This window comes from Hydrogenophaga sp. UC242_53, from assembly GCF_042696965.1.
Classification (GTDB): Bacteria; Pseudomonadota; Gammaproteobacteria; order Burkholderiales; family Burkholderiaceae_C; genus Hydrogenophaga.
Window position 1 is genome coordinate 4,282,857 of sequence record NZ_CP170552.1, and the last position, 24,953, is coordinate 4,307,809.

The 24,953-nt window shown below is 69.5% G+C and carries 18 protein-coding genes and 6 pseudogenes; 8 read left to right on the forward strand and 16 right to left on the reverse strand.

Going from position 1 to position 24,953, the window contains the following annotated elements:
• Positions 1–12: 12 nt before the first annotated feature.
• From ACFJI0_RS21595 to ACFJI0_RS21610, 4 genes are all read left to right on the forward strand, one after another.
• Positions 13–1,215, forward strand: coding sequence for a 3-hydroxybenzoate 6-monooxygenase (locus tag ACFJI0_RS21595; protein ID WP_382322256.1), 1,203 nt, complete (start codon positions 13–15; stop codon positions 1,213–1,215).
• Between the two features lie 14 nt (positions 1,216–1,229).
• Complete coding sequence (locus ACFJI0_RS21600; RefSeq protein WP_382322257.1) at positions 1,230–2,288, forward strand: cupin domain-containing protein; 1,059 nt, start codon at positions 1,230–1,232, stop codon at positions 2,286–2,288.
• A gap of 61 nt (positions 2,289–2,349) precedes the next feature.
• A complete protein-coding gene (locus ACFJI0_RS21605; RefSeq protein WP_382322258.1) occupies positions 2,350–3,006 on the forward strand; it encodes a fumarylacetoacetate hydrolase family protein in 657 nt (218 codons plus the stop codon).
• 118 nt (positions 3,007–3,124) lie between these two features.
• Entirely contained in the window at positions 3,125–3,526 is a 402-nt protein-coding gene (locus ACFJI0_RS21610; protein WP_382322259.1) for a YbaN family protein, read from the forward strand.
• A 6-nt stretch (positions 3,527–3,532) separates the two neighbouring features.
• On the opposite strand, the gene ACFJI0_RS21615 is transcribed toward ACFJI0_RS21610, so the two are convergent.
• The 8 genes and pseudogenes from ACFJI0_RS21615 to ACFJI0_RS21650 form a co-directional block, all read right to left on the reverse strand.
• Entirely contained in the window at positions 3,533–4,411 is an 879-nt protein-coding gene (locus tag ACFJI0_RS21615; protein WP_382322260.1) for a LysR family transcriptional regulator, read from the reverse strand.
• A 31-nt stretch (positions 4,412–4,442) separates the two neighbouring features.
• Positions 4,443–5,528: an ABC transporter ATP-binding protein gene (locus tag ACFJI0_RS21620; protein WP_382325771.1), complete on the reverse strand. Its 1,086-nt coding sequence runs from the start codon at positions 5,526–5,528 to the stop codon at positions 4,443–4,445.
• A gap of 31 nt (positions 5,529–5,559) precedes the next feature.
• Positions 5,560–7,289 (reverse strand): annotated as a pseudogene (locus tag ACFJI0_RS21625) (ABC transporter permease).
• A 74-nt stretch (positions 7,290–7,363) separates the two neighbouring features.
• A complete protein-coding gene (locus tag ACFJI0_RS21630) occupies positions 7,364–8,698 on the reverse strand; it encodes an ABC transporter substrate-binding protein (RefSeq protein WP_382322261.1) in 1,335 nt (444 codons plus the stop codon).
• 131 nt (positions 8,699–8,829) lie between these two features.
• Positions 8,830–10,027: pseudogene (locus tag ACFJI0_RS21635) on the reverse strand (phosphoglycerate kinase).
• Between the two features lie 70 nt (positions 10,028–10,097).
• A complete protein-coding gene (locus ACFJI0_RS21640) occupies positions 10,098–11,762 on the reverse strand; it encodes a phosphoethanolamine transferase (protein ID WP_382325773.1) in 1,665 nt (554 codons plus the stop codon).
• Positions 11,763–11,917: 155 nt separating this feature from the next.
• Positions 11,918–13,264, reverse strand: a complete 1,347-nt coding sequence (locus ACFJI0_RS21645; RefSeq protein ID WP_382322262.1) for a sensor histidine kinase — start codon at positions 13,262–13,264, stop codon at positions 11,918–11,920.
• Positions 13,261–13,986: a response regulator gene (locus ACFJI0_RS21650; RefSeq protein WP_382322264.1), complete on the reverse strand. Its 726-nt coding sequence runs from the start codon at positions 13,984–13,986 to the stop codon at positions 13,261–13,263. Before ACFJI0_RS21650 ends, ACFJI0_RS21645 begins: the two co-directional genes overlap by 4 nt.
• A 374-nt stretch (positions 13,987–14,360) precedes the next feature.
• On the opposite strand from ACFJI0_RS21650, the pseudogene ACFJI0_RS21655 reads away from it, so the two are divergent.
• Positions 14,361–14,774, forward strand: a pseudogene (locus ACFJI0_RS21655) (phosphatase PAP2 family protein); the annotation flags it as partial.
• 68 nt (positions 14,775–14,842) lie between these two features.
• On the opposite strand, the gene ACFJI0_RS21660 reads toward ACFJI0_RS21655, so the two are convergent.
• Positions 14,843–15,163 (reverse strand): hypothetical protein, encoded by a 321-nt coding sequence (locus ACFJI0_RS21660; RefSeq protein WP_382322265.1) that lies wholly within the window; start codon positions 15,161–15,163, stop codon positions 14,843–14,845.
• 23 nt (positions 15,164–15,186) lie between these two features.
• On the opposite strand from ACFJI0_RS21660, the gene ACFJI0_RS21665 reads away from it, so the two are divergent.
• Positions 15,187–16,794 (forward strand): LTA synthase family protein, encoded by a 1,608-nt coding sequence (locus ACFJI0_RS21665; protein ID WP_382322266.1) that lies wholly within the window; start codon positions 15,187–15,189, stop codon positions 16,792–16,794.
• Positions 16,795–16,810: 16 nt separating this feature from the next.
• On the opposite strand, the gene ACFJI0_RS21670 is transcribed toward ACFJI0_RS21665, so the two are convergent.
• The 6 genes and pseudogenes from ACFJI0_RS21670 to ACFJI0_RS21695 all read right to left on the reverse strand — a co-directional run bounded on the left by ACFJI0_RS21670 (position 16,811) and on the right by ACFJI0_RS21695 (position 20,304).
• Positions 16,811–17,146, reverse strand: a complete 336-nt coding sequence (locus ACFJI0_RS21670) for an AzlD domain-containing protein (protein ID WP_291121731.1) — start codon at positions 17,144–17,146, stop codon at positions 16,811–16,813.
• Positions 17,139–17,883: pseudogene (locus tag ACFJI0_RS21675) on the reverse strand (AzlC family ABC transporter permease). The gene ACFJI0_RS21670 and the pseudogene ACFJI0_RS21675 overlap by 8 nt, the downstream one beginning before the upstream one ends.
• Complete coding sequence (gene fmt / locus ACFJI0_RS21680) at positions 17,883–18,863, reverse strand: methionyl-tRNA formyltransferase (protein ID WP_382322268.1); 981 nt, start codon at positions 18,861–18,863, stop codon at positions 17,883–17,885. The pseudogene ACFJI0_RS21675 and the gene fmt overlap by 1 nt, the downstream one beginning before the upstream one ends.
• A 39-nt stretch (positions 18,864–18,902) precedes the next feature.
• Complete coding sequence (locus tag ACFJI0_RS21685; protein WP_382322269.1) at positions 18,903–19,418, reverse strand: hypothetical protein; 516 nt, start codon at positions 19,416–19,418, stop codon at positions 18,903–18,905.
• Complete coding sequence (def, locus tag ACFJI0_RS21690; RefSeq protein WP_291121735.1) at positions 19,415–19,936, reverse strand: peptide deformylase; 522 nt, start codon at positions 19,934–19,936, stop codon at positions 19,415–19,417. Before def ends, ACFJI0_RS21685 begins: the two co-directional genes overlap by 4 nt.
• 155 nt (positions 19,937–20,091) lie before the next feature.
• Positions 20,092–20,304 carry a hypothetical protein gene (locus ACFJI0_RS21695; protein ID WP_382325908.1) on the reverse strand — a complete coding sequence of 71 codons (213 nt, stop codon included), beginning with the start codon at positions 20,302–20,304 and terminating at the stop codon, positions 20,092–20,094.
• On the opposite strand from ACFJI0_RS21695, the pseudogene ACFJI0_RS21700 reads away from it, so the two are divergent.
• Positions 20,249–21,395: pseudogene (locus tag ACFJI0_RS21700) on the forward strand (LysM peptidoglycan-binding domain-containing protein). The gene ACFJI0_RS21695 and the pseudogene ACFJI0_RS21700 overlap by 56 nt on opposite strands.
• A gap of 8 nt (positions 21,396–21,403) precedes the next feature.
• Positions 21,404–22,510, forward strand: coding sequence for a DNA-processing protein DprA (gene dprA / locus ACFJI0_RS21705; RefSeq protein WP_382322270.1), 1,107 nt, complete (start codon positions 21,404–21,406; stop codon positions 22,508–22,510).
• Between the two features lie 16 nt (positions 22,511–22,526).
• Here the strand turns inward: dprA and ACFJI0_RS21710 are convergent.
• Positions 22,527–24,924: pseudogene (locus tag ACFJI0_RS21710) on the reverse strand (DUF1631 family protein).
• Positions 24,925–24,953 lie beyond the last annotated feature (29 nt).

The window sequence follows — 24,953 nt, forward strand, 5'->3', positions numbered from 1 at the left end:
AGGAGACAACCCATGACTTCGCCCTCCCAGGAACTCCCCGTGCTGGTGGCCGGTGGTGGCATCGGCGGCCTGGCCGCCGCGCTCGCCCTGGTGCGCCAGGGTTTTCGCGTCAAGGTGCTGGAGCAGGCGCCCGAGATCGGCGAGATCGGCGCCGGCATGCAGCTGGGCCCCAACGCCTTTCACGCCTTCGACGCGCTCGGCGTGGGGGAGCAGGCGCGCAGCCGGGCGGTCTACACCGACTTCATGGTGATGCACGACGCGCTCGACGAGTACCAGGTCGGCAAGATCCCCACCGGCGAGGCTTTCCGCCAGCGCTTTGGCAACCCCTATGCGGTGATCCACCGCGCCGACGCCCACGGCTCGCTGCTTGAAGGCGTGCAGGCCAGCGGCCAGATTCAGTTCCTCACCTCCACGCGTGTGGAGCGCATCGAGCAGGACGCCGCGGGCGTGACGGTGCACGACCAGCACGGCACGGCCCACCGCGGCCTGGCGCTGATCGGGGCCGACGGCGTGAAGTCCGTGGTGCGACAGCAGTTCGTGGGCGACGAGGCCCGCGTGACCGGCCACGTGGTCTACCGCGCGGTGGTGGACAAGGCAGACTTCCCCGAAGACCTGCGCTGGAACGCGGCCAGCATCTGGGTCGGCCCGAACTGCCACCTGGTGCACTACCCGCTGCGCGGCGGCGAGCAGTACAACGTGGTCGTGACCTTCCACAGCCGCGAGGCCGAAGAATGGGGCGTGAAGGAAGGCAGCAAGGAAGAGGTGCAGAGCTACTTCCAGGGCATCTGCCCCAAGGCGCGCCAGCTGATCGACCTGCCCAAGAGCTGGAAGCGCTGGGCCACGGCCGACCGCGAACCGATCGGCCAATGGAGCTATGGCCGCGTCACGCTGCTGGGCGACGCCGCCCACCCGACCACGCAGTACATGGCGCAGGGCGCCTGCATGGCGATCGAGGACGCGGTGACGCTGGGCGAGGCCCTGCGCGTGAACCACAATGACTTCGAGAAGGCGTTCGACCTGTACCAGCGTTCGCGCGTGGCGCGCACCGCGCGCATCGTGCTGAGCTCGCGCGAGATGGGCCGCATCTACCACGCCAGCGGGGTGGAGCGCCTGGTGCGCAACGACCTCTGGCGCGGCCGTTCGCCGGAGCGCTTCTACGATGCGATGGAGTGGCTGTACGGCTGGAACGTCGAGAACTGTCTGGCCCCTCACTGAACCCAGGAGACCCCATGAACGACCTCGGACGACTCGAAGACCTGCCCGCCGACTACGTGGCCGAGCTGCGCGCGCTCAACCTGGTGCCGCTGTGGCCCAGCCTGCGTGGCGTGCTGCCGCCGAAGATGCCGTCGCGCCAGACGCAGGCCACGCACTGGGCCTATCAATCGATCAAGCCGCTGCTGCTCAAGGCCGGCGAACTCACGCCGATCGAGAAGGCCGAGCGCCGCGTGCTGGTGCTGGCGAACCCAGGCCACACGCTGGAGAAGATGCAGGCCAGCGCGGCCATGTACCTGGGCATGCAGCTGCTGATGCCGGGCGAATGGGCGCCCAGCCACCGCCACACGCCCAACGCGGTGCGCATGGTCGTGGAAGGCGAAGGCGCCTGGACCACGGTGGACGGCGAGAAGTGCCCGATGTCGCGCGGCGACCTGATCCTCACGCCCACGGGCCGCTGGCACGAGCACGGCCACGACGGCGACCAGCCCGTGATCTGGCTCGACGTGCTCGACCTGCCGCTGATGTATTACCTGGAGGTGAGCTACCACCTCAACGGCGGGCGCCAGGAAACCCTGCCGGGCCGCGGCGACCGGGCCTATGCGCGGCCGGGCGTGGTGCCCACGCCGGTGTTCGGCCGCAGCGGCAAGCGCTACCCCATGCTGCGTTATCCCTGGGTCGATGCCAAGGCCGCGCTGGAATCGATGGCGGCCGACCGGCCCGACCTCGACGCCGTGCAGGTGACCTACACCAACCCCGAGTCCGGCGAGGACGCCGAGAACGTGCTGGGCTTTCATGCCCTGATGCTGCGTCCGGGCCAGGCGCTCACGCTGCCCGCGCGCTCGCCCGCGGTGATCTACCACGTGATCGAAGGTGCGGCCCGCGTGCGCACCGACGCGCAGGGCTTCGACCTGGTGGTGGCCGACACCTGCTGCATTCCCGGCTACACCGCCACCACGCTCACCAATGCCTCGGCCAGCGCCCCGGCTTTCCTGTTCATCGCCGACGAGTCGCCGCTGCACCGCAAGCTCGGCGTCTACGAAGTGCGCCCCGACAACCAACCCGCCATGCCCTGACCCGGCCTTGAAGACCCATGACCACCTACCTCTTCCCCCGCCCCCCGTCGCTTCGGTTCCCGTGCGCGGCAAGACCGAACAATTCCCCGTCAACCGCCTGTTCTTCGTCGGCCGCAACTACCACGCGCACGCGGTGGAAATGGGCAAGCCGGTGGACAAGACGGCCGAGCGGCCGTTCTACTTCACCAAGGCCCCGCAGACGCTGGCGCTCTCGGGCGCGACCACGCCCTACCCCAGCGAGACGAACAACTACCACTTCGAGATGGAGCTGGTGCTGGCGGTGGGCAAGGCGGGCTTCCGCGTGAAGGCGGAGGACGCGCAGGACATCATCTACGGCTACGCCTGCGGCCTGGACATGACGCGGCGCGACCTGCAGCTGGTGGCGCGCGACAAGGGCCGCCCCTGGGACCTGGGCAAGGACGTGGAGCACTCGTCCGTGTGCAGCGAGATCGTGCCCATGCCGGGCGTGGTGATCGAGCGCGGCGGCATCGAGCTGGCCGTCAACGGCGCCGTGAAGCAGAAGTCCGATGTGGACAAGCTGATCTGGAACATCCGCGAGATCATTGCCGACCTCTCGCTGTTCTACCACCTGCAACCCGGCGACCTGATCTACACCGGCACGCCCGAAGGCGTGGGCGCGGTGCTGCCGGGCGACAAGATCACCGGCAGCGTGGAGGGTGTCGGCACGGTCGAACTTACGGTCGGCCAAAAATCTTGACATCCCCCCGCGCCGCCTTCGGCGTCACCCCCTGAGGGGGCGCACCTGGCGGCCCGGCAAAGCCGGTTCCGCGGGTGCTCTGGCTGCGGTCCCTGGCGCTGGCTAAGATGCTGGCGTCATGCCCTCTTCTCCCTCGTCCTCCCGCACCGTGCGCTGGCTGCTCTGGCTGGCCGGCACGGTGTCGCTGGCGCTGGGCCTCATCGGCGTGGTGCTGCCGGGCCTGCCCACCACGCCTTTCGTGCTGCTGGCCGCGGCCTGTTACGCCAAGGCCTCGCCCCGCCTGCACGGCTGGCTGCTCAACCACCGCTTCCTCGGCCCCATGGTGCGCGACTGGGAGCAGCACCGCAGCCTGACCCGGCGCACCAAGACGGTGGCGATCGGCTCCATGGTGGTGATGGTGAGCCTCTCGGCCTGGGGCTTTCGCCACCAGCCCTGGGTGCTGGCCGCGCTGCTGGCCGCCGCCGCCATCGGCCTGGTCGTGGTGGCGCGCATCCCCACGCGCGAACGCCCCACCTCCTGAGCCGCCTCAGACCGGCTGGCGCGGCGGCAGGCCCCAGACCTGGCGCAGCACCGACAGCGCCGCGACGATGGCCGGGTCGTGCTCGGCGGTCTTGGGGTAGATGAAGCTCAACAGGGCGGCCACGCGCGTGTGCGGCCAGATCACCAGCTCCTCGCGCTCGGCGGCGGGCACGGCCATGTCCTCGCGCAGCAGCGCCAGCCCCAGGCCCGCGCGCACCAGGCTGTAAGGCGCCGACGCATCGTCGGACTCCACCACCTGGTTGGGCAGCAGGCCCTGGCGCGAGAACAGGTCGCGCAGCAGCGTCTGCACATGGCCGGCGTGCGGCGTGCCGATCCAGGGCAGGTCGGCGATCTCGCGCCAGCCCGCGTGCAACAGCCGATCGCGGTAGGCCACCGGCGCCACCACCCGGTAGTGCAGCGTCTGCAGGGGCAGCCCGAGCACGTCGCGCGGGATGTGGGGACCGATGTAGAACGCCGCCTGCAGCGTGGAGGTCGCCACGCCCTCGCGCAGCGTCTCGGCGTCGCCCGAGCGGGTCTTGATGTCCAGCAGGGGCAGCGCCGCCACCAGGCCGCCGAGCAAGGAACCCAGCCGCAAGGCGTCCGGGTCGCCCAGCGTGCCGATGATCAGCGAGCCGGCCACCTCGCCCTGCAACTCCTTGGCGCGGCCGATCAGCGAGCCGGCGGCGGCCAGCACCTTCTCGGCCTCGGGCAGCAGGCGCTCGCCGGCGCGCGTGAGCGCGATGCGCCCGGGCCGCCGGTCGAACAGCGAGACGCCCAGCTCTTCCTCCAGCGCCTTGATCTGCCCGGTGACGGCGGGCTGCGTGACGTGCAGGGCCTCGGCCGCTCGCGTGAGCTGGCCGATCTTGCGCAACCGTGACGAAGGCACGCAGCTGGTAGATCTCCATGCGGGCGGGCGCTCAGTGCGTCAGGAAGCGCGCCTGCGAAGGCTCGATGCCCAGCCGCACCTCGGCCCCGGGCGGGAACAGCGAGAGGCCCGAGAAGTGCGCCTGGTTGGCGACGATCAGGGTCTCGCCCACGCGCACGCGGTAGCGCGAGGTCTCGCCCAGGAACTCGGAGCTTTCCACCCGGCCGTCGAGCCAGATGCGCGAGGCGTCGCCATGTTCGTCGCGCACGCGGATGTGCACGGTGTGCGGCCGGAACGACAGCGACGCCGGCCCGGTGCCCGGGCTCTCCTGGTTGCGCGGCAGCACCATCTCGCCCAGGCCGTCGGCCTGGAAATGCAGGGTCTCGCCGTTGACGTGCGTCACCCGGCCCTGCACGAGGTTGGCCGTGCCCACGAAGCTGGCCACGAAGCGGTTGGCCGGGAAGTCGAACAGCGCGGCGGCCGTGCCCACCTGCTGCAGCACGCCCTTGTCGAGCACGGCCATGCGGTCGGCGGTGGTCATGGCCTCTTCCTGGTCGTGCGTCACGAAGATGGTGGTCAGGCCCAGCGTGCGCTGCAGGTTCTTGAGCTCCTCGCGCATCTGCACGCGCAGGTTCTTGTCGAGGTTGGACAGGGGTTCGTCGAGCAGCAGCAGCTTGGGCTCGATCACCACCGTGCGCGCCAGCGCCACGCGCTGCTGCTGCCCGCCCGAGAGCTGGCTCGGCCGGCGCTGCGCGTAGTCCTGCAGACCCACCAGTTCGAGCGCGGCCCCGACCTTGCGGCGCAGCGAGTCCTTGGGCTCCTTGCGCTCCACCAGACCGAAGGCCACGTTGTCCCACACCGTCATGTGGGGCCACAGCGCGTAGTTCTGGAACACCATGCCCACGTTGCGCAGGTGCGGCGGCGTGCCGGTGATGTCCTTGCCGTCGATCAGCAGTTCGCCGCGCTGGTGCTGGTTGAAGCCGGCGATGAGGCGCAGCAGCGTGGACTTGCCGGAGCCCGAGGGGCCGAGCAGGGCGAAGAACTCGCCCGGCTCGATGCGGATGTTGACGTCCTTGAGCACCTCGGTGCTGCCGTAGCTCAGGCTGATGTGGCGCGCTTCGAGGGAGACCTTGTTCAGATGCATGGCTGTCTTTCGATGTGTCTGTCGTTCAGGGCTGCGCGGCGCGGGTGGGGGCGCGCGATTTCTCCACCACGCGGTGCGAGAGGTAGGTGCCGATGCCACCACCACCACCGCCACCACGCCGAGGGCGGCGCCCGGTCCGCGCCCGGCGATGCTCTGCATGTAGAGGTAGATGCCATAGCTCATGGGCGCCTGGCTCTGCGCCGAGGTGAGCAGGATGGTGGCCGAGAGCTCCACCGCGGCGGTGATGAAGCTGGTGACGAAGCCGGCCAGGATGCCGCCCATCATGAGCGGCACCATGATGCGCCGCACCGTGCTGACCTTGCCCGCGCCCAGGCTCTGCCCGGCCTCTTCGAGCGAGATGTGCACCTGCTGCAGCGCGGCCATGCAGGAGCGCAGCGCGTACGGCAGGCGGCGCACCGCGTAGGCGATCATGATCAGCACCCAGGTGCTGATCACCGGCGTGTCGGTGAACGGGATGTCCACGCCCTTGAACATGCGCAGGTAGCCGATGGCCAGCACCAGGCCGGGGATGGCCAGCGCGATCGAGGCGATGTAGTCGAGCCAGCGGCGCGCGGGCAGCTCGGTGCGGAAGATCAGGTAGGCGATGAGCGTGCCCAGCACCACGTCCAGGCTCGCGGCCATCAGGCAGTACTTGAGGGTGTTGACCACCATCAGCTTGGAGTCGGTGAAGATGGTGGCGTAGTGCTCCAGGGTGTAGCTGTCGGGCAGCACCGAGAAGCTCCACACCTTGGAGAAGGACATCAGCAGGATGCCGATGTGCGGCGCCAGCGTGACCAGCAGCACGAAGCCCACCCAGGCGTAGGCCAGCACCGAGGCCCAGCCGCGCAGCGTGCGGCGCTGCAGCGAATTGCCGCCCTTTTGCAGCGTGGAGTAGTCCTTGCCCTTCATGACGCGCGAGGCCATCCACAGCGCCAGGATGGACAGCACGATCATGATCACGCTGATGACGTAACCCAGCGGGTCCTCGATGCCCACCGAGGTGATGCGCAGGTAGGCCTGCGGCGCGAGCATGTTGGTCACGCCCATCACCAGCGGCGTGCCCAGGTCGTCGAACACCTTCACGAACACCAGCGCCGCGCCGGCCAGGTAACCCGGCAGCGAGAGCGGGAAGATGATGCGCCAGAACAGGCGCCAGCCCTTGGCGCCGAGGTTCTGCGCCGACTCTTCCATGGCGCCGTCGATGTTGCGCATCGCGGCCACGAGGTTGAGCAGGATGAAGGGGAAGTAGTGGATGCTCTCGACGAAGGTCACGCCGACCAGGCCGTCCATGATGGGCACGGTGAAGCCGAACGCGTCGTTGAGCAGCAGGTTGACCGAGCCGCTGCGCCCGAAGATGAGCTGCAGCGCGACCGCGCCCACGAAGGGCGGCATGATCAGCGGCAGCACGCCCAGCGTCTGGATCAGCAGGGCGCCGCGGAACTCGAAGCGCACCGTGAGGTAGGCCAGCGGGATCGCGATCACCGAGGCGAAGAACACCGAGGCCAGCGCCACCACCAGGCTGTTGATGAGCGATTCGCGCAGCAGGCTCTGGCCGAAGAAGTTGCTGAAATGCCCCAGCGTGGGCGCGCCGGTTTCCGTCACGAAGGCGGTGTAGATCACCTCCGCGATCGGCAGCAGCAGAAACAGGAACAGGAAGGCAAACACCAGGCCGGCGAGCAGCCAGTGGCCCCACACGGTGGGGGGGCGCAGCCGGCGCGGCGCGGGCGCGGCGGAACCTGTCAGGACAGCGGACATGGGCAATCTTTCCGGGAAGGGAGGGACCCGCGCGCGGCAGGCCGGCGCGCGGGCGTCACGGGGCGTTCAGGCGCTCACTTGGCCAGCGCGCCGGCCTGGTTGGCCAGGTCGCGCGCGCGCTCGTAGTTGGCCTTGGCCTTCGAGCTCCACAGCTCTTCGAGCCCGGTGAGCTGCTTCGCCACTTCCACGTCGCGCTTGTTCTGGCGGAACAGGTTGAGGAATTTTTCGTCCTTCACCATGCCCTCGGGCACCAGCGACGAGTAGGCGAAGCTGCGGGCCTGGCGCAGCAGCTCGCTGCCGTGCGCGTTGGGTTTGGCGTGCAGCTTGCGGTCGGCCTCGTGGATGGCGCGCGTGGCGGCCTGCAGCTCCTTGAGGCGGAAGGTCACCATCTGGTCGAACAGGCTCACCACCACCTGGTAGCGGTTGCTGGAGAGGTCGGTGTTGAACTGCACCTTGGCGCGCTTGGCGATTTCCTGTGCGTCGGGATAACCGGCCGGCGCCTTGTTGCCGAACGAGGCGTTGGGCAGCACCGGCAGGCGGCTGATCTTCGGGTCGAACAGCAATTCCTGGCCTTCGCGCGAGAGCGTGTAGGCGATGAACTTCTTGGCCTCGTCGGCGTTCTTGCCGCCGCTGATGAGCGCGATGTTGGCCGGCACCACCGCCGTCACCGAGGGGTAGTGGAACTCCACCGGGTAGCCCGAGTACTTGCCGGCCAGGCCGAAGAAGTCGATCACCATGCCGACGCCGTACTGGCCGTTGTTCACGCCATCGGGCACCGCGAAGCTGCGGTCGGTCACGGCCGCGCAGTTGCCCGCGATCTGCAGCATCTGCGTCCAGCCCTTTTCCCAGCCTTCGCCCTGCAGGATGGTCTCGACCGTGAGGTGGGTGGTGCCCGAACGCGAGGGCGAGGAGATGGCCACGTGGCCGAAGTAGGCGGGCTTGGTCAGGTCGGCCCACTCGCGCGGCGCGGGCACCTTGTTGGCCTGCATGTAGCGCGTGTTCCACATCAGGCCGTAGCCCGCGAGCGCCTGGCCGTAGTACAGGCCGTTGGGGTCGTTGATGGGGTAGTTGCCCACCTTGGCTGGCACCTGCGCGTTCTTGACTTCGGGCGCGGCCTGCAGCAGCTTGTCGCGCGCCAGCACTTCGAAGGCATCGGGCGCCGAGGCCCACATCACGTCGGGCCGCTGGCCCACCGCCAGCTCCTTGATGTAGGCGATGCTGGCCGTGGTGTTCTTGTTGAGGATCTCGATCTTGATGCCGGGGTTGGCGGCTTCAAACGCCTTCTTGTAGGCCTCCGTCAGTTCCTTGGGAAACGAGGTGAGCACGGAGACCGTGCCGGCTTGCGCCGCGGACCATGCCGTCACCAAGGAAAGAACCACCACCTTCAGTGCTGCTGTCTGTCGTGCCATGCCTGTCTCCATCGTTGTGTTTGCGACGGGACCAATTTAGCAACAGAAAGCGCGCGCGACCAATCATGGTTTCTGATAGGCCGCATAAACCGCGGCGAGAGTCGGGTAAACCCCGAGCGTTCCGCAGAGGCTTATGCCTTGGCTCGGCGCTCCAGCACTTCAAACGCCGGCAGGGTCTTGCCTTCGAGCACCTCGAGGAAGGCGCCACCGCCGGTGGAGATGTAGCCCACGTCCTTCTCGATGCCGTACTTGGCGATGGCCGCCAACGTGTCGCCACCACCGGCGATGCTGAACGCGCTGCTCTTCGCAATGGCGTCCGCAATCGTCTTGGTGCCGCCCTCGAAGGCCGCGAACTCGAACACGCCCACCGGGCCGTTCCACACGATGGTGCCGGCCTGCATCAGCTGCGCCGCCAGCTTGGCTGCCGTCTCCGGGCCAATGTCCAGGATCAGGTCGTCGTCGGCCACCTCCGTGGCCTTCTTCACCGTGGCCGGCGCGTCGGCCGCGAAGGCCTTGGCCGTCACCACATCGGTGGGGATCGGCACCTCGGCGCCGCGCGCCTTCATGGCCTCGATCACCGCCTTGGCCTCGCCCACCAGGTCGGCCTCGGCCAGGCTCTTGCCGATCTTCAGGCCCGCGGCCAGCATGAAGGTGTTGGCGATGCCACCACCCACGATCAGGTTGTCCACGTTGTTGGCCAGGCTCTTGAGGATGGTCAGCTTGGTGCTGACCTTGCTGCCGGCCACGATCGCCGACCAGGGGCCGTTTCGGGGCCGCGAGCGCCTTGGCGATCGCGTCCATCTCGGCGGCCAGCAGCGGGCCGGCCGAGGCGATGGGCGCGGTCTCGGCGATGCCGTAGGTCGTGCCTTCGGCGCGGTGGGCGGTGCCGAAGGCGTCGTGCACGAAGATGTCGCACAGGGCGCCGAGCTTCTTCGCCAGTTCGGGGCTGTTCTTCTTCTCGCCCACGTTGAGGCGGCAGTTCTCCAGCAGCACGACTTCGCCGGGGGCGACCGAGAAGTCGCCGTCGATCCAGTTGGCGACCAGGCGCACCGGGCGGTCCAGCAGTTCGCCCAGGCGCGCGGCCACGGGGGCCAGCGAGTCCTCGGGCTTGAAGGCGCCTTCGGTGGGGCGGCCCAGGTGGCTGGTGACCATCACGGCCGCGCCGGCGTCCAGCGCCATCTGGATGGCCGGCAGGCTCGCGCGGATGCGCGTGTCTTCGGTGATGCGGCCGGCGTCGTCCTGCGGCACATTGAGGTCGGCGCGGATGAAGACGCGCTGGCCCTTGGCTTGGCCGCTGGAGCAGAGGTCGGAGAAACGGATGAAGGACATGGTGGGCGGGTGGGTCGTCAGAAAGAAGCCCGCATTGTAGGAAACGCGGCCCCCCATGCCCGTCGGCCGCTCAACCCGTGTGCACGAGCGCGACCGGTGGCTCGCCGGGCGAGCGGGCCTGCGACGCCGCGCTGCAGGGCATCAGCGCGTCCAGCGCGGGCTGGTAGGCGCGCGTCTGCACGTCCATCAACCCCAGCACGGAATGGAAGACATGGTCGTGCGAGATCGGCGCCGCCGCGTGCCCGCGCAGGCAGCCCATCGACAGGCCGGTGCGGCGCTGCAGGCCGGGCGAGAACCAGCTCACCATGGGCACCTGGGTCTGCTGCGTCGGCGCCAGGGCGTAGGGCACGCCATGCAGGTAGATCCCGTTCTCGCCCAGCGACTCGCCGTGGTCGGACACGTAGATCAGCCCCGTGTCCTCGCTGCCGCGATCGGCGCGCGCCTTCAGCCATTGCAGGGTCTGGCCCAGGAAATGATCGGTGTAGGCGATGGAGTTATCGTAGGCGTTGACCAGCTGCTCGTGCGGGCAGTCGGACAGCGTGACGCTCTGGCACTCGGGCTGGAACGGCTTCTGGTCGGCGGGCGCGCGTTTTGCGTACGCCGGACCATGGCTGCCCATCTGGTGCATCACCACCACCACGCCGCGCGCGCGGCGCTGCGGATCCAGCGCGGCGAGGCGCTGGTCCAGGCCGTCCAGCATGGCGGCGTCGTAACACTCACTGCCCTCGCACAGGCCGGGCACGGCGTGGTCGCCCGCGTAGGCGTTGGGCACGCGGTCGCACACGCCCTTGCAGCCGGCCTGGTTGTCGATCCACAGCACGGCCAAGCCGGCGCGCTGCAGCACGTCGAGCAGGTTCTCGTGTTCGGGGGTCTTGTCGCCGCCCTGCGCGCGCGTGAGCGGCGAGAAGATGCAGGGCAGCGAGACCTGGGTGTTGGTGCCGCAGGAACTCACCTGGGCGAAGTTCACCAGATCACCTTGCGCCTGCCAGCGCGCGAGCGTGGGCGTGGTGTTGCGCGCGTAGCCGTTGAGCCCGAAGTTCTGCGCGCGCGCGGTCTCGCCGATCACCAGCACCAGCAACGGTGGCCGCGGCTGGTGCGCATAGCTCGCGCCCAGGGCCGCGTCCTGACCCACCGGTTGCAGCGGGCGCACCTGGCGCGGCAGCTGGTCCACCGCCAGGCGGGCGCCGGCGTACACGGTGTTGAGCGGGTTGGCCATGTAGCGCAGGTCCTTGTGGTTGCGCATGAGCGAGGCCAGACCCTGGTAGCTCATCAGCGCCGCCGCCACCAGCAAAGCGAGCGCGGCCAGGGCCCCCGTGAGGTTGCGCACGGCTTGCGGCCCCGGGCTGCGCAGGGCCAGTGGCCGGCGCCAGAGCGCCCACAGGGGCAGCCCGGCCACCAGCAGCACCGTGCCCGGCAGGGCCCACGAGAGCAGGTCGCGCACCTCGCGCACGTCGGTGTGCACCACATTGGCGAGCATGGTGGGGTCGATCACCACCCCGTACTGCCACATGAAGTGGGTGTTGAACGCGGCCACCAGCAACAGCGCGCTGGCGGCGGGCCGAAACACGCGCGGCCAGGCCAGCAGCGAGAGCAGCGCCGCCAGGGCACCCACCAGCAACAGGCCCAGCCCGACGATCAGCGCCAGGCGCTGGGTGGGTGTGCCGCCGAGTCCATCGATGCGCTGCCACAGCGGCAGGTTGCCCAGGCTGGCCAGCCACAGGGCCAAGCCCCACACCGCCACCCTGGGGCGTGTGCGCGCGCCGGGCGGGGAGAGATGGAACGTGGGGAAAAAGCGGGGAAACGCAAAGGGCAACGAGAGCTGCATGGCCGGCATCCGAATGCCAGCACATGCCGGCCCCGCCACTGTGCGCAGCCGACGTTAAATCAACCTTATGCGCGCGGCCAGCGCAGCGTGAAGCGCGTCGTCATCGGCGCTTCGCCCTGGTCGCGCTCCAGCCGCGCGCCCATCTGTTCGGCGATGCGCTCCACCAGGCGCAGGCCCAGCCCCAGGCCACCGCGCTCGGCGGCCAGGGGGGCCGCGTCGGCGCGCTGGCCGTCGTCGCTCACCGAAACACCCAGGTCCGCGCCGGTCCGCCACACCGCCACCGCCACCTGCGAGCCGCTGGGCGTGTGGCGCAGCGCGTTCTCGATCAGGTTGCGCAGCGCGAGTTCCAGCAGCATGGGCTGGGCCTGCACCACCACCGGCTCGTCGGGCTGCGACAGGGAAAGCTCGTGGCCGCTCTCGTAGGCCGAGGGGGCGTGGGCCGCGATCAGCCGCGCCGCGAGTTCGCCCAGCGCCACCTGCCCCGCGACCAGGGGCCCCGCACCCGCGATGGCGTTGCGCTGGGCGCGCGCCAGTTCCAGCAGCTGCGAAAGGATGCGGCCCGCGCGCAAGGCCTCCTGCTCCAGTTGCGCCAACCGCTCGGGGGACGGGTCGTGCTGCGCCGCGCCGGCCTGCAAGGCGAGCGCGGCCAGCGGCGTGCGCAGTTCGTGCGCCACGTCGGACGCGAACTCGCGCTCGCGCTGGGCGCGCGTCTGCAAGGTGTCGACCAGCGCGTTGATCGCGGCCACCGTGCTCGCGAACTCGCGATGGCGGTGCTGCGTGCCCAGGCGCTGGCCCGCGAAGCCGTCGAGCGCGGCCACCTCGCTCGAGAGCTGGTCGAGCGGGCGCAGGCCGCGGCGGATCGCCCACCACAGCAGCAGGCTCACCAGCGGCAGCACCAGCAAAGCGGGCAGGGCCACGTGCTCCGCGATGTCCTTGCCCAGTTCGTAGCGCTGCTTCAGGTCCATGAGCACGATCACGCGCCGCACCCGCCCTTCCTGCGTGGCCTGGGCCGAGTAGGCGCGCCACTCGGGCACCAGGCCCGGGACCTTCACGCGCACCGTGGCGAAGCCCTGCGCGGGCAGGGCCGCCACGTCCAGCCCGCCCACCATGCCATGGGTGTCGGCGACCAGGCGGCCGTCGTCCCAGGCCACCACGGCCACGTCCTGCAGGTACTCGTGCTGCAGGTCGGGCACCTCGGCCGCGGCATGGGGTTCGAGCCGGTAGGGCGTGGCGCTCAGCCAGAGCTTGCGCACCGCCGTCATCTGCCCGTCGGAGAACTGGCGGGCCTCGCGGAAGGCGGTGGACCAGGCGAAGGCGATCAGCGCCAGCCACACCACCACCAGCACCCCGAGCGCCCAGGCCAGCAGGTAGTGGCGCAGGGTCTTCGCGCGCGCGGCCACGGCCTTGTTCATCGCCGCGCCGCTTTCGCGGGCGGCGCGGGCGCGTCCAAGGGCACGAAGTAGCCCACGCCGCGCACCGTCTTGATCAGGGACTCGCCGAGCTTGCGGCGCAGGTGGTGGATGTGCACCTCGATCGCGTTGCTCTCCAGGCCTTCGTCGAAGCCGTACAGCGCCGATTCCAGCCGCGCCTTGGACAGCACCTGCGGCCGCGCCTGCAGCAGCGTGAGCAGCAGCGCGAACTCCTTGCCGCCCAGCGGCACCGGCTCGCCCGCGCGCCGCACGGTGTGGGCCGCCGGATCGACCACCAGCTCGCCGTGCTGGATCAACGGGTTGCTGCGCCCGCCGGCGCGCCGCAGCATGGCGCGCAGCCGGGCGAGCAGCTCGTTCGCGTCGAAGGGTTTGACGATGTAGTCGTCGGCGCCGCTGTCCAGGCCGCCGATGCGGTCGCTCACGCCGTCGCGCGCGGTCATGATCAGCACCGGCATGTCGTGGCGTGGCAGGTCGTCCCGCCCCGGCGCGGGCGCGGGCCGGCGGCGCAGCCGGGCCAGCAGGTCCAGGCCTTCGCCGTCGGGCAGGCCGAGGTCGAGCAGCATGACGTCGAAGGGTTCCACGGCGAGGGCCAGCCAGGCCGCGTCGAGCGAGGGGCAGGTGTCCACCGCATAGCCCGCCTGGCGCAGCGAAGCCTGCAGGCCGCTGGCAATGCCGGGGTCGTCTTCCACCACGAGAGCGCGCATGTGTTTGAAGGGGACGCGGGGTCCGTTGAGGCTGAATCCGTTCATTATGGGTTCGCGCCTTAGCACCGCCTTAAGGCGCATTTAACCTGGGGCTTCCACAGTGCCGCACCATGCACGCACTGTCTCGCCCCCGCTGGGTCACCGGCCCCTTCCGATCGTCCCCCGCCACTTGGCTGCTCGGCCTGTTCACCCTCACCCTGCTCTGGGACCTGGGCGGCCTGGACATGGCGGTGATGCGCGCCATCGGCACGCCGCGCGGCTTTGCGCTGCAGGACAGCTGGTGGCTCTCTCGCGTGCTGCACGACGGCCTGCGGCAGGCCATGACGGGTGGCTGGCTGCTGCTCTGCGCCTGGGCCTGCTGGCCCGGGCTGCAGATGCCCCGGCGCGAACGCTGGACCGTGGTGGCGCTGGCCACGCTGTCGCTGCTGGTGGTCAACCTGGTGAAGAACACCAGCCTGACCAGTTGTCCCTGGGACCTGCAGGCCTTCGGCGGACCGGCGCGATGGGTGTCGCACTGGGCCTGGGGCGTGGCCGACGGCGGCCCGGGGCGTTGTTTCCCGGGCGGCCACGCGTCCAGCGGTTTCGCGTTCATCGGCCTGTGCCTGCCCTGGCTGGACGCGCCGCCAGGCACGCCCCATCGCCCGCGCGCGACCGGCCTGCGCTGGCTGGCCGCCGTGCTGTTCGTGGGTCTGTTGGCGGGTGCGGTGCAAACCCTGCGCGGTGCGCATTTCCCCAGCCACACGCTGTGGACGCTGCTGATCTCCGCCGGCGTGTCGTGGGCGGGCTGGCGGCTGGCCCAGCCGTGGCTGACCCCTTCGAAGAGCGCACGGCCTGCGCCGGCCGTGGGGGAGGCCGATCACCCACCTCGCCGGCCCCGCCCGACCCACCTCCTCGCCGTGCTGCGCCCCCTGCTCATGCCCATGGCCTGCATGCTGGCGGTGCTGTGGCTGTCGCGCGCCGGGCTGGCCTGGTGGCAGGCCGACCGCATCGCCCAGGCCCAGGCGGCGCCATTGGTGTGGTGGGAAGGCTTGCGCTTTGACGCGGTGCTGATGGGCCTGGCCTGGGTGTTGCCCGCCACGCTCACGCCCTGGATGCGCACCCACCGGCGCAGCCAGCGCGCGTGGGGTGTCTTCCTGCGCGTGTACGGCGGCATCGCCCTGCTGCTTGTGGTCTTCATGGAACTGCGCGACCCCGGCCTTCGTGCTGCAGTACGACAGCCGGCCCAACTACCTCTTCGTGGAGTACCTGGGCTACGCGAAGGAAGTGGGCGGCACGCTGATCAAGGACTATTGGGCGCACCTGCTGACCACGGCGGTGCTGCTGCCCACCATCGGCTGGGCCTACGTCCGGCTGACCCGCCCCGCGCCGCACCCACCCGCGACCTTGCGGGTCTGGCAGGCCGGGCTGCTGTCGGCGCTGCTGTTCGTGGCGCTCGCGCTCTGCGCGCGCGGCGCGCTGGGGCACCGCCCGGCCAACCCCGCCACGGCGGCCGTGACCACCGACCACCTGGTCAACGAGTTGCCCCTGAGTTCGCTCTACACCGTGACGTACGCGATCTACCAGTCGCGCAAGGCCGAAGAAGGCGGCATCACCTACGCCGAGATGCCGCAGGAGCGCGTGATCGACATCGTGCGGCGAGAAACCGGGCTGCCGCCCGGCGCCTTCACCGACCCCGCTTCGCCCCTGCGCCACACGCTGACCAGCCCGCACCCGCGCGAGCGGCCGCTGAACCTGGTGATCGTGCTCGAAGAAAGCCTGGGCGCCGAGTTCGTCGGCCGCCTGGGAGGCCTGCCGCTCACGCCGAACCTGGACCGGTTGGGCGACCAGGGCATCTGGTTCGACCAGCTCTACGCCACCGGCACGCGTTCGGTGCGCGGCATCGAGGCGGTGGTGGCGGGTTTTCCGCCGACCTCGGCGGTGAGCACGGTGAAGCTGGCGAAATCGCAGCGCGACTTCTTCACGCTGGCCAGCTTCCTGAAGCCCAGGGGCTACGAGTCCACCTTCTACTACGGCGGCGAATCGCACTTCGACAACATGCGCAGCTACTTCATGGGCAATGGCTTCGACCGCGTGGTGGAGCAGAAGGACATGCCCGCCAGCGCCTTCATCGCCACCTGGGGCGCGTCCGATGGCGACCTGTTCGATGTGGCCCACCAGCGCTTCAGCCAGCAGCCCGCCGACAAGCCCTTCTTCGCCCTGGTGTTCAGCTCGTCCAACCACGCGCCCTTCGAATTCCCGGACGGCGGCTTCGAGCTGCACGAGCAGCCGAAGAACACCGTGAACAACGCGGTGAAGTACGCCGACCACGCCCTGGGGCGCTTCTTCGACAAAGCGAAGCAATCCGCCTACTGGGACAACACCCTCTTCCTCGTGGTGGCCGACCACAACTCGCGCGTGTACGGCCCCTCGGTCATCCCGATCGAGCGCTTTCACATCCCCGGCCTGATCCTGGGCGGCGCGGTGCGCGCACCCGAGCGCATCCGCACGGTGGCCAGCCAGATCGATCTGGCGCCCACGCTGATCTCCATGATGGGCCTGAGTGGCGAGGTTCCGCTGACCGGCCGCGACCTGAGCGACCCGGCGCAGCGCACCCGGCCCGGCCGCGCCATCCTGCAGTTCGACAAGATCCAGGCCTACATGGAAGGCTCCCACGTGGCGGTGCTGCAGCCCGACAGCCCACCCCGGCTCATGAGCTACCTGGATGGCCAGTTGAAGGACAGCACCGAGAGCCACCCTGCCCTGGTGGACAAGGCGCAGGCGCATGCGCGCTACGCGCAGTGGGCCTACCAGAAACAATGGCACCGTTGAAAAACGGTGCCAGGCCTCACCAGCCCAGACCCAGGCGCAGCGGCAGGTAGACCGCCATGCCGCAGACGATGGTGCCGAGCACGCCGCGCTTCCAGAAGAACCAGGCCATGCCGGCGGCCGCGGCGAACAGGCGCGCGTCCTTCCAGGTGGTGATGAGCGCGCCCTGGTTCATCACGATCTCGGGAACGATCACCGCCGCCAGCGCCGCGATGGGCGCGTACTGCAGGCCGCGCTGGGCCCAGTGCGGCAGGCTCCAGGGCTTGCTGGAGATGAAGAAGAAGCCGCGCGTGATCACGGTGATGCAGCCCAGCGCGACGATGGTGAGCAGGGTCCAGGGGTCGAGGTCAAACATGGTGTGCCCCCTGCCCCGGCGCCTGGGGCCTGAATTTCTCGAGCACCAGGCAGATCGCCACCGCGCTCGCGATCGCCACCAGGATGTTGAGCTTGAGCGGCAGCGCCCAGGCCGCAACCGCCGCCGCGCCGGCCACGCCGGCCGAGACGAAGCGCAGCTTCGATGAGGCCAGCGAGCACAGCACGCCCAGCAGCGCAAGGATGCCGGCGAAGCCCAGGCCCCAGGCCACGGGGATCGCATTGGCCAGGGCAATGCCGGCCAGGCTCGCGCCCATCCAGGCCACGTAGTTCACCGCGCAGTTGCCCATGAGGTAGGCCTGCTGCTGCGCCAGCTCTTCCTCGTTGGTGCCCGGGTGCGGATAGCGGCGCGCGAAGAACACGTAGCTCAGGTCGCCGGTGATGTAGCCCTTGATCAGGCGCTCCCAGCGCGGCAGGTGCATCAGGTAGGGCCGCAGGTGCGCCGAGAACACGACGAAGCGCAGGTTCACGCAGAAAGCCGCCGCCAGGATCACCCACAGCGGTGCGCCTGCGGCGATCATGGGCACGGCGGCGAGTTGCGCGCTGCCGGCGTAGACGATCAGCGTCATGAGCACGGCCTCCAGCGCCGACAGGCCGGACTGCACCATCGCCGACACCGGTCATCAGGCCCCAGGCACCGATGCCCATGCGCACCGAGACCTGGTCGCGCACGCCATCCCAGTACTCGGGGCGGTCGCGGTATTCACGGCGGTGGAACATCAGGGCGCCTCTTTCGGCGAGGGCGCGGCGTCCAGCACCTGACCGGGTGCGAGCGCAAACCCGCGCAGGAATTCCGCCGCCGCGAGGCGCTTGCCGCCCGCGCGTTGCAGCTCGGTGAGCACCAGCACACCGCCGCCGGCGGCCACGCGGATGCCATCGGCATCCACCGCCAGCACCTGGCCGGGCGTGCCCTGCGCCGCTGCGGCCTCGGCGTGCGCGGACCACACCTTGATGGCCTCGCCCGCCAGCGCCGTGGCCGCCCCCGGGAAGGGGTTGAACGCGCGGACCCGGCGCGCCAATGTCTCGGCCGGCGCGGTCCAGTCGATCGCGGCCTCGGCCTTTTCGATCTTGTGCGCGTAGGTCACGCCCTCGGCGGGTTGTTTCTCGGCCTTCAGGCCACCACAGGCGGCGATCTCCAGTGCTTCCACGATCAGGCGCCCGCCCAGCGTCGCCAGACGGTCGTGCAGGCTGCCGGTGGTGTCCTGGGCCTGGATGGGCAGGCGCTCGATCAACAGCATGTCGCCGGTGTCCAGGCCGGCGTCCATCTGCATGATGGTCACGCCGGTCTGCGCGTCGCCCGCCTCGATGGCGCGATGGATCGGCGCCGCGCCACGCCAGCGGGGCAGCAGCGAGGCGTGGATGTTCAGGCAGCCCAGGCGTGGCGTGTCCAGCACCCACTGGGGAAGGATGAGCCCGTACGCGGCCACCACCATGGCATCCGCCTGCGCGGCCTCGATGGCGTCACGCGCCGCCCGCGCGTCGTCGGGGTACTTGCCGTCCAGCCGCAGGCTGCGCGGCTGCGCCACGGTGATCTGCTGTTCCTGCGCGAGTTGTTTGACGGGCGAGGGCTGCAGTTTCATGCCGCGCCCCGCCGGCCGATCGGGCTGGGTCAGCACCAGTGGCACGCGAAAGCCGGCGGCGAGCAAACGCTCGAGCGCCACACGCGCGAATTCCGGCGTGCCGGCAAAAATGAGGTTCATGAAGAAGAAAAGGGACCGATGGCGCGACGCCGCGCGGCATCAGGGATGGGACACGGCGTCGACGGGATCGCCGAGCACCTGGTCGTCGGAGAACATCAGCTGCCGCACCACACCCGAGGGGTCCAGGTGCACATGCACCAGGCGCGGCCGCGTGGCTTCCAGGAAGCGGTAGCTCCAGACCTCGCCATCGAAGCGCGCCACGCGCTCCACCATGGCCGGGCGACCCATGCCGCGCAACACGTCTTCGCGCGTCCAGCGGCCGATCTCGATGTGCCGCAGCAGCCAGCCCGCGTCCATCACCTGCTCGTACCGCACCAGGCGGCCATCGGGTCCGAGATCGAGGTTGTGCACCCAGGGGCCCGAGGGCTGACCCGAGTACTGCAAGCGCGTGCCCGCGGGCAGCGTATGAACCAGCGTCGGCCGGCCCAGCCGGGTCTCGATCTCGCTGCGCGGCGTGCCCGTCGCCACCTGTTCGGGCATCAGTGAACAGCCCGCCAGTGCCAGCGCGCTCACCACGACCAGGCCACGCAGCGAAGAAGCCAGAGAGATGTTCATGCGCGCAATGCCTCTCGTTGAGCCTTGACCAGTTTGGATTTGATGCGATCGCGCTTGAGCGGCGAGAGGTACTCCACAAAGACCTTGCCGAGCAAGTGGTCCATCTCGTGCTGGATGCACACCGCCAGCATGCCCTGGGCATCGATCGTGCGCTCCACACCGTTGCCGTCGAGCGCGCGCACCCGCACGGCGATCGACCGCTCCACGCCGTCGTAGATGCCGGGCACCGACAGGCAGCCCTCTTCGCCCTTGCGCTTCTCCGGGCTGGCCCATTCGATCTCGGGGTTGATCAGCACCAGGCGCTCGTCGCGCGTCTCGCTCACGTCGATCACGATCAGGCGCTCGTGCACATCCACCTGCGTGGCCGCCAAGCCAATGCCATTGGCGTCGTACATGGTCTCGAACATGCGCTCGATCAGCGAGCGGATGCGATCGTCCACCGCCTTGACCGGCTGGGCCACGGTGTGCAGGCGCGGGTCGGGGTAACGCAGGATGGGCAGAAGCGACGGCGAATTCATGAAAATCGGGTGGGTTCGGGACAGGTCCAGGCAGGGGCCTCCATTGTCGCGGGGCGACGGCTGGCGGCAAGCCGGTGACAGGCGGAAGACGATGTCGCTATTTTCGCCACTTTTGCGACGGCGCGTGAAATCCCTCCGCCATATACGTTGCCCAATCAATGGCTTGGGCGCAAAATCAAAAGCGACTTGTCAAGACGCGATCGCCGCTCAGGGGCCACTTCATGCCATTGCAAACCCGCCAGTCCGCCGAATTTTTCTTCTTGCGCCAGCGACGTTCGCTGGTCTGCGCCGCCGCCGTGCTGCGCAGCCTCGATCACCGGCAGCGCCTTGGCGCAGAACTTCCCGATCACCTCCGGGCAACGCGCCACCGCCGACCAGGTGGCGCAGAACGGCGTGCCACTGTCCGAACTCGCGCCTAATGCGCCCGACAGCTACACCATCAAACGCGGCGACACCCTGTGGGCGATTTCCGGCGTGTTTCTCAAGACGCCGTGGCGCTGGCCCGAGCTCTGGGGCATGAACCGCCAGGACATCCAGAACCCGCACCGCATCTACCCCGGCCAGGTGCTGTACCTGATCAAGTCCGGCGACCGCGCCATCCTCAGCACGCGCCCCGCGGGCAACGGCGACCCGGCCACCGTCCGCGTGTCGCCCCGCACCCGCTACGAAAGCCTGGGCGACTCGGCGATTCCGCCGGTGTCGCTGCAGGCCATCGAGTCGTTCCTGACCGAACCCATGATCGTCGACGAAGCCACCTTCGCGCGCGCACCGCGCATCGTGCGCAACGCAGGAAAACCGCGTGCTGCTCACCCGGGGCGACCGCGCCTATGCGCGCGCCCTGTACGGCGACGGCCCGCAGAACGAACCGCTGCGGGTCGTGGACGGCAAGTCGATCGACTACCGCGTGTTCCGCAACGCCACCCCCCTGCGCGATCCCACCACGAGCGAAATCCTGGGCTACGAAGCCCAGTATCTGGGCAAGGCCCAATTGGTGAGCGGCGAGACCCAGCGCCCGGCCGCCGACGGCAAGGCCCCGGCCGAGATCGTGCCGGCCTCCATCGACATCGTCGCGGCCAAGGAAGAGATGCGCATCGGCGACCGGCTGTTGCCCGAACCGGAACGTGAACTCAGCCACTTCGTGCCACGCGCGCCCGACACGCCACAAAGCGGCCAGATCGTCTCGGTGTATGGCAACGCGGTGCGCTATGCGGCCCAGAACCAGGTGGTCTCCATCAACCGCGGCCGCGCGCACGGCATCGAGCGCGGCCATGTGCTGGCGCTGCAGCGCGAAAGCAGCCTGATCACCGACACCACCGATCAGACCCGCCCGCAACTGCGCCTGCCCGGTGAGCGCAACGGCCTGATGATGGTCTTCCGCACCTTCGACAAGGTGTCCTACGCGCTGGTGCTGCAGATCACCGACGGCGTGAAGGTCGGCGACCGCTTCGTCAACCCCTGATCGGCGCGATGCCCCGACCCGAGTTGGCCGCCTGGTTGCGGCTGCTGCTCACGCCAGGCGTGGGCCTCGACTCCGCGCGAAAGCTGCTCGCGGCCTTTGGCCTGCCCGAAGCGGTCTTCGCCCAACCGGCCTCGGCCTGGCAGGCGGTCGTCGGTGCCCGCGCGGCGAGCGCGCTGGAGCAGCCCCCCGAAGACCTCGAGGCGCAGGTGGATCGCACGCAGGCGTGGCTGGCCGACGCCGCGGACCGCCACATCCTGACCCTGGGCGATCCGCTCTACCCGCCCGATCTGCTGCAGATGGCCGATCCGCCGGTGCTGTTGTACGTGCTGGGCGACGTGCAGGCCCTGCACCACCCCCGGCGGCTGGCCATCGTGGGCAGCCGCAACCCCACACCCCAAGGCGAAACCAACGCCCGCCAGTTCGCGCAAGCACTTGGGCAGGCCGGGGTCTGCGTGGTCTCGGGCCTGGCCCTGGGCGTGGATGGCGCCGCGCACGATGGCGCGATGCTGGGCGGCGCTCCCACGGTGGCCGTGGTGGGCACCGGGCTGGACCGCGTCTATCCCAAACGCCACTTGGCCTTGGCCCACCGCATCGGGGCGCAGGGCGCGATCGTCAGCGAGTACCCCTTGGGCACCCCCCCGCTGCCAGCCCATTTCCCGCAACGCAACCGCATCATCGCCGGCTTGTCGCAAGGCACGCTGGTGGTGGAAGCGGCCGTGCAGTCCGGCTCGCTGATCACCGCGCGGCTGGCGGCGGAGCAGGGTCGCGAGGTGTTTGCGATCCCGGGCTCGATCCATGCGCCGCAATCGCGCGGCTGCCACGCGCTGATCCGCCAGGGCGCCAAGCTGGTCGAGTCGGCGCAGGACATCCTGGAAGACCTGCGCTTCGCCGAACCGGTACCGCCGGACGACAGCGCCGGGCCGGGCAGCGACCACGGCGCCAAGGAAGACAGCCTGTTGCGGGCCATGGGCCACGATCCGGTGAGCCTGGATGCCTTGCAGGCCCGCACCGGCCTGGACACGGCGCACCTGCAGGCGCGCCTGCTCGAACTGGAACTGTCGGGAGAGGTGGCCCGCCTGCCGGGCGGGTTGTTGCAACGGCAGGGCCAGGGCTGAGCCCCGGCAGGCCCGCTCAGTTGAGCAGGCGCTCGGGGTTGGCCTCGAGCTTGGCCATCGCGTCGCGCGTGGCGCGCACGGTGAGGGCCTCTTCCTCGCTGGGCACCAGCAGGCCAGCCTGCAGGTAGGACGCCACACGCATCGCCTGGATCAGGAAACAGCGCCCACCGTTGGTCACGAACAGGTAGAGCTGGCCACGCTCGCTGCGCCAGGCCAGTTGCACGCTGTTGAGCTTGCCGTTGTGGTCCAGGCCGAACCACGAACCGATCTGCAGCTCCACCGCCCAAGAGCGCATCGCCTCGTTGGGCTGGCTGCCTCCCTGGTTGATCACCTCGATGTTGCTGGCGTCCACGCCGGTGATCATCTCGATGCTCTCGGTGTCCAGGTCCAGGTCGCCCACACCGTTGGCCGGCAGGTAGTCTTCCAGGTTCGCCAGCCGATCGGACAGGTTGTCCAGGCTTTCCTGCGAGATGGGTTCGGTGCGCGACATGAAGGCATCGGCCAGCGTGTCGCTCACCGACTTGATGTGCTGGTCCTGCAGCGAGGTGGGGAAACCCAGCAGCCCCATGCCATGGCGCAGGCGCTGCAGCAGGCCGGGCAGTTGCTGGATCACGCGGGCGCGGTCGTTGCGATTGGGCTTGGCGCTGGCCGCCCACAGCAGGTCGGACGCGACCTGCTTGAGCGAGGTCGTCTCTTCGTGCTTCAGGCCGTACTTCACGCTGGCCACGGCCAGCACATCGACCCACACCTTGAACAGGAAATCGCGTACCTCGTCGCGCACCGGCACATCGTCCAGCAGCTTGCGCAACTCGATCGTGTACTGCACCGACAGGGTTTCCTTCTGCTCCACCTGCTGCGCGACGCTCACGAAGCGGCTGGCGCTGCCTTGCTCGCTGAGGTAGGTGGAGAGGAATTTCTGGAACTCGTCGAACACCAGCTGGAACACGCGTCGCCCGGTTTCGGGGTATTGCTCGATCACCTGCACCACGCGCTTGATCTCGGCCTCCAGCGCGGCCGAGCCGACGTTGGACTCGAAGCCCATCACACAGGAGCCCATGCGGTCGATCAGGCGGCGCGCCGGGTGCTGCAGGGCGCTGAAGAACTCGGGTTCGGCCAGCGCAACACGCAGCACCGGGATCTGCAGCCGCGCGAACCAGACCCGAACGCTCGGCGGAATGCGCTCTTCGGCCAGGATGCTCTGGAACATCAGCGCCACCACCTCGATGGTGGCCTTTTCGGTCGGCGTGCTCGCGGCCTGCTTGAGTTCGGCGGTGCGCTGGCGCAAGGAGGTGGCGACCCGCTCCACATGCGAGGCGTCCACATACACCGCGCCCACACCCGAGGAGCCGGACACGTAGAGACCCGCGGCCACGCTGGGCGACGCCACCTGATGCTGGATCGCCTGCTGCAGACGGGGCGAGGGCGGCAACAGCTGTGTGGCCTCGAAATCGCCACCGACGCGGTCGATCAGCATGCGCTTGAGACGCCCGACCACGCCCTGCGCCCGCATGCGCGCCCGCGCCAGCGGAGACGTGCCCGTCATGAGCCGGGTTTCATCGTGCACACCCATGCCGGACGATGGTGCGCCCGCGCGGCCAGCACCGAAGTTCGATCCCGGCCCCATGCCGGACACACCGCCAGGCGCGGAGGCGGGCATGGACGCCGGCCCGCCGGCCATTCGCTGTCCCGCCGTCATCGGGCGCGGCGCGGTGGTGGCCGCCGCCGACGCGTCGCGGCGCACCACCGGACCTTCGCTGCGGCTGCCCGGCACCCGCTTGACCAGGGCCTGCAGGTCGATTTCCTTCATCACCCCGCTGCGCAACCAGAAACTCGTTCGCGGCCTTGTAGGCCTCATGCAGCTTGGTGGCGATGACCGGCGCCAGCGCGTCCTGCACCAGCACCCAGGCCTCCCGCGTCATGTGAGCGTCCAGCCACTGGTCCACCAGGATGCGCGCGGTGACGCCGGGCAACAGCACGTCGCCCCGAGGCAGCTCCAGCCGGCCTTCCAGGTGCTGGATGCGCAGGCGCAATTCGTTGAGTTCGGTGGACGACTTGTCGAGCACCTGCATGGCCAGGCGCGAGGCCAGGATCTGGTCGTCGATCGCGCCTTCGGCCACCAGCTCCAGCTGGCCCGAGACACTGGTGGGACTGCCGGAGTTGGAGAAGCGCGGCAGCAGCGAACGCTGCAGCGCCTTGCGGCTCTGGTTGAGCCAGGTGGTCTGGTTTTTCTGGAACCCGGTCCATGCGTCGCGACGGGCCTGCATGTCGCGCGCCGAGCCCGCCTGATCGAGGATCGAGGTCAGCCGCGTGTCACAGACCTTGACCCATTCGGGAAGCGCCCGTCCCACATGAACCACGAAGAGTTCACGTGCCTGTTTGGCCAGGGATGAAACGTGCTGATCGGGCGGCGACACAATGTGTGCAGTATGACACGATTGGATTC